The sequence below is a fragment of the Dietzia sp. SYD-A1 genome (genome assembly GCF_015356725.1).
Lineage (GTDB): Bacteria > Actinomycetota > Actinomycetes > Mycobacteriales > Mycobacteriaceae > Dietzia.
In genome coordinates this window covers 1-1058 of sequence record NZ_JADDKI010000469.1, presented here as the reverse complement: position 1 = coordinate 1058, position 1058 = coordinate 1, and the positions used below count along the sequence as shown (strand labels likewise).

Below are 1058 nucleotides of genomic sequence, written 5' to 3'. Positions count from 1 at the left end.
GGCCATGCGCCAGCCCGAGCGACCGGCGGCGCCCGCCGTCGATCCGCTCGCCGACTCGCCGGTGGTGAGGTGGTTGGAGGACCGGGAGTTCGAGCCGACCCCCACCCCGGCGCCCGAGTTCCGGCACGGGGATTTCGCAGGTGGTCTCAGCGCCCTCGGGACGGTGTCCCACGGCATGTTCCGCGGGCGGCGGGCGATCATGGGCGTCACCGGGGGCCGGACGGTCCTCGCACTGCGCCGCGACACGGTCTCGGACGTGGTGTTGGACCTCAGCCGCCCCGACGTCGACGCCGAACCCGGCTTCCACGATGCCGGGCAGGTGGCGTTGCTCGAGGCGCGGACCTCCGACTACGGCAGGCTCACCCTGATCGACCGGGATCGTCTGACCACTGCCGTCAGCGACGTCCCCGCCGAGGTACGCCGGATCTGGGCCGAAGGGGAGTGGGTTGCGGCGACGGTCGACGGCGTCGACGACCCGTCCGGTTGGGATGACGTCGTCATGGCTCTGCACGCGGCGGCCGACGTCGTGGCCCCGCTTCCCCCCATCGGTGGACGGGCCCGTGCCCTGCCCCTCGAGATCGATCCCGGTTCGCCCGGCTCCGCCGACGGCCCGGAGGCGGACCCCACGGTGGGTATGGACGGCGAGGTCGGGACCGCCACCCACGGGGAGATCACACCCGTTGCCTCGCAGACAGAATCATCTGCTGACGTGTCGGATCCGGCCGACGCAGGCGGCGTTCCGCAACTCGGTCCGGTGGAGGTGGCCGCGCAGACCACCGACCCCGACGCACGGGACGAGGCGCCCGAGCCCTTCCAGGCCGAGCCCCGACGGGCCGGACACCTGAGGTTGGTCCCCGAGCGCAAGGGTGCGCGCGACCTCGCCGACGTGCCCGTGGTGGCCGACCGCGGAGACGCGTTCCCGGACGACGCCGCCGCCGACTCCGACGACGAGGCCGCCGACAACGCCGCCGCCGACAAATCCGCCGACGCGGCGTTCGTGGCGCCCGCCGTGGCGGAGGAACCGGATCCCTTCGCCGAGATCATGGAACCCTCCGGGC

1 pseudogene is annotated in these 1058 nt (G+C 73.6%); it reads left to right on the top strand.

Features of this window, described 5'->3' with window-relative positions:
• Positions 1-1058, top strand: a pseudogene (locus tag IY392_RS15765) (hypothetical protein); the annotation flags it as partial.